The organism is Pseudomonadota bacterium, from assembly GCA_026388215.1.
Classification (GTDB): domain Bacteria; phylum Desulfobacterota; class Syntrophorhabdia; order Syntrophorhabdales; family Syntrophorhabdaceae; genus JAPLKF01.
Map to the genome: position 1 here is coordinate 1 of JAPLKF010000100.1, position 1,888 is coordinate 1,888.

Genomic DNA, 1,888 nt, shown 5'->3' on the forward strand with positions numbered 1-1,888 from the left:
AAGGCACAATTAGAGGTGTTGCTGGATAAGATTAAGAAAGAGATACCTGAAATTACACTGAGAACCACAGTGATTGTTGGTTTTCCTAAGGAGACTGATGAGGATTTTCTTAATCTATGTAATTTTGTGAAAAAATGGGAATTTGATATGCTGGGGGCATTTATGTATTCGAGGGAAGAAGGGACATTAGCAAGCAGAATGAAAGGACATGTGAGAAAAGGCATAAAACAGGAAAGGTACAATAAGATTATGGAGATACAGAAGGATATATCGAAAAGGAGACTCAAGAAGCTTGAGGGAAAAAACGTGAAGATGATTATTGAAGGAGAGGATGAGACGTATATGACTGGAAGACTCCTCACACAGGCTCCAGACATTGATGGCATTGCTTTTATAAAAGGCACATGTAATGTGGGAGAAATGAGAGAAGGTAAAATAGTGAAAACCCTTGATTATGATGTTATAGTGGAAGTGTAATGAATGGCAGAGAGCAAAAGGCAGAGAGCATAGAGCTGAACTAACGCCATGCGCTTTGCGCCACGCAGTTATTATAGAGGTAACAGGAGAGCATAATGGAACCGATAAATGAGTTAATGGAAGTGAGGAAAGAGAAGGAAAAAGCCCTACGGGAGCTCGGTATAGATACCTATCCAGAGGACAGAGGACCTTACGCAACCACACTGGATGTTGAGAATAGATTTGGAGCCTTGACGCACGATGTACTTGAAAAAACAGAAGAACGCATCTCTGTTGCCGGAAGGATCATGGCATTCAGGGATTTCGGGAAGAGTGCCTTTTTACACATCCAGGACAGGAAGGGTAGAATCCAGGTGTATGCAAGGAAGGATATGCTTAAAACCCCTCCCTATGAGACCCTTAAAAAATTTGATATATGCGATATTATCGGAGTTGGTGGAAGGGTTTTTAAGACAAAGACCGGAGAATTAACGATCCTCGCAGAACATATAAAACTTCTCACAAAGTCACTCCGTCCATTACCTGAGAAATGGCACGGGCTTAAGGATGTGGAAGAAAGATACAGAAAAAGATACCTTGACCTTATCGTGAATGAAAAGGTGAGGGATGTTTTCATAAAGAGGGCGAAGATAATAGATTTTATCAGACGTTATTTTGTGGAGAGGGATTTTATAGAAGTAGAGACACCTATGATGCACGTGATCCCGGGTGGCGCTGTTGCGAAGCCCTTTGTGACCCATCATAATGCCATGGGTATGGACCTTTTTCTCAGGATAGCTCCGGAGCTTTACTTGAAGAGGCTTGTTGTCGGAGGGTTTGAAAGGATTTTTGAAATTAATAGAAATTTTCGAAACGAGGGTATTTCTATAAAACATAACCCTGAATTTACCATGCTTGAGTTTTATCAGGCTTATGTAACATACGAGGATAACATGGCTTTGACGGAAGATATGCTCTCCTCTCTTGTGTACGAACTTTTCGGGACATACAGGATTACATACAGCGGGCAGGAGATAGATTTCTCAACACCGTGGAAGAGGATGACGATGGAGGAGGCATTACGGGAACTGGGAGGATTCGACCTTTCTGAGATGAGTGATGCAGGAAGGCTGACTGCTTATGCAAAAGAACTGGGACTGGAGGATGTTGAAAAGACTACAAAAGGGAAACTCATCACGAAGATTTTTGAGGAACTGTGCGGAAGGCAACTTGTACAGCCGACCTTTATCACCCATTACCCTGTGGAGGTCTCACCCCTGGCAAAGAAGAGTAAGGAACACCCCGATGTTACGGAGAGATTTGAATTATACATATACGGGATGGAGGTAGCGAACGGTTTTAACGAATTGAATGATCCTGAAGATCAGAGGGAGAGGTTTTTAGAACAGATAAGGGAAAAGGAAGAAGGCGT

2 protein-coding genes are annotated in these 1,888 nt (G+C 42.4%); both read left to right on the forward strand.

Annotated elements, in window-relative coordinates; genetic code table 11:
* The coding region (locus NTU69_05835; protein ID MCX5803041.1) for a 30S ribosomal protein S12 methylthiotransferase RimO at positions 1-477 on the forward strand (477 nt) is incomplete at its 5' end.
* A gap of 95 nt (positions 478-572) precedes the next feature.
* Positions 573-1,888: lysine--tRNA ligase (gene lysS, locus NTU69_05840; GenBank protein ID MCX5803042.1), on the forward strand; the 1,316-nt coding region annotated here is incomplete at its 3' end.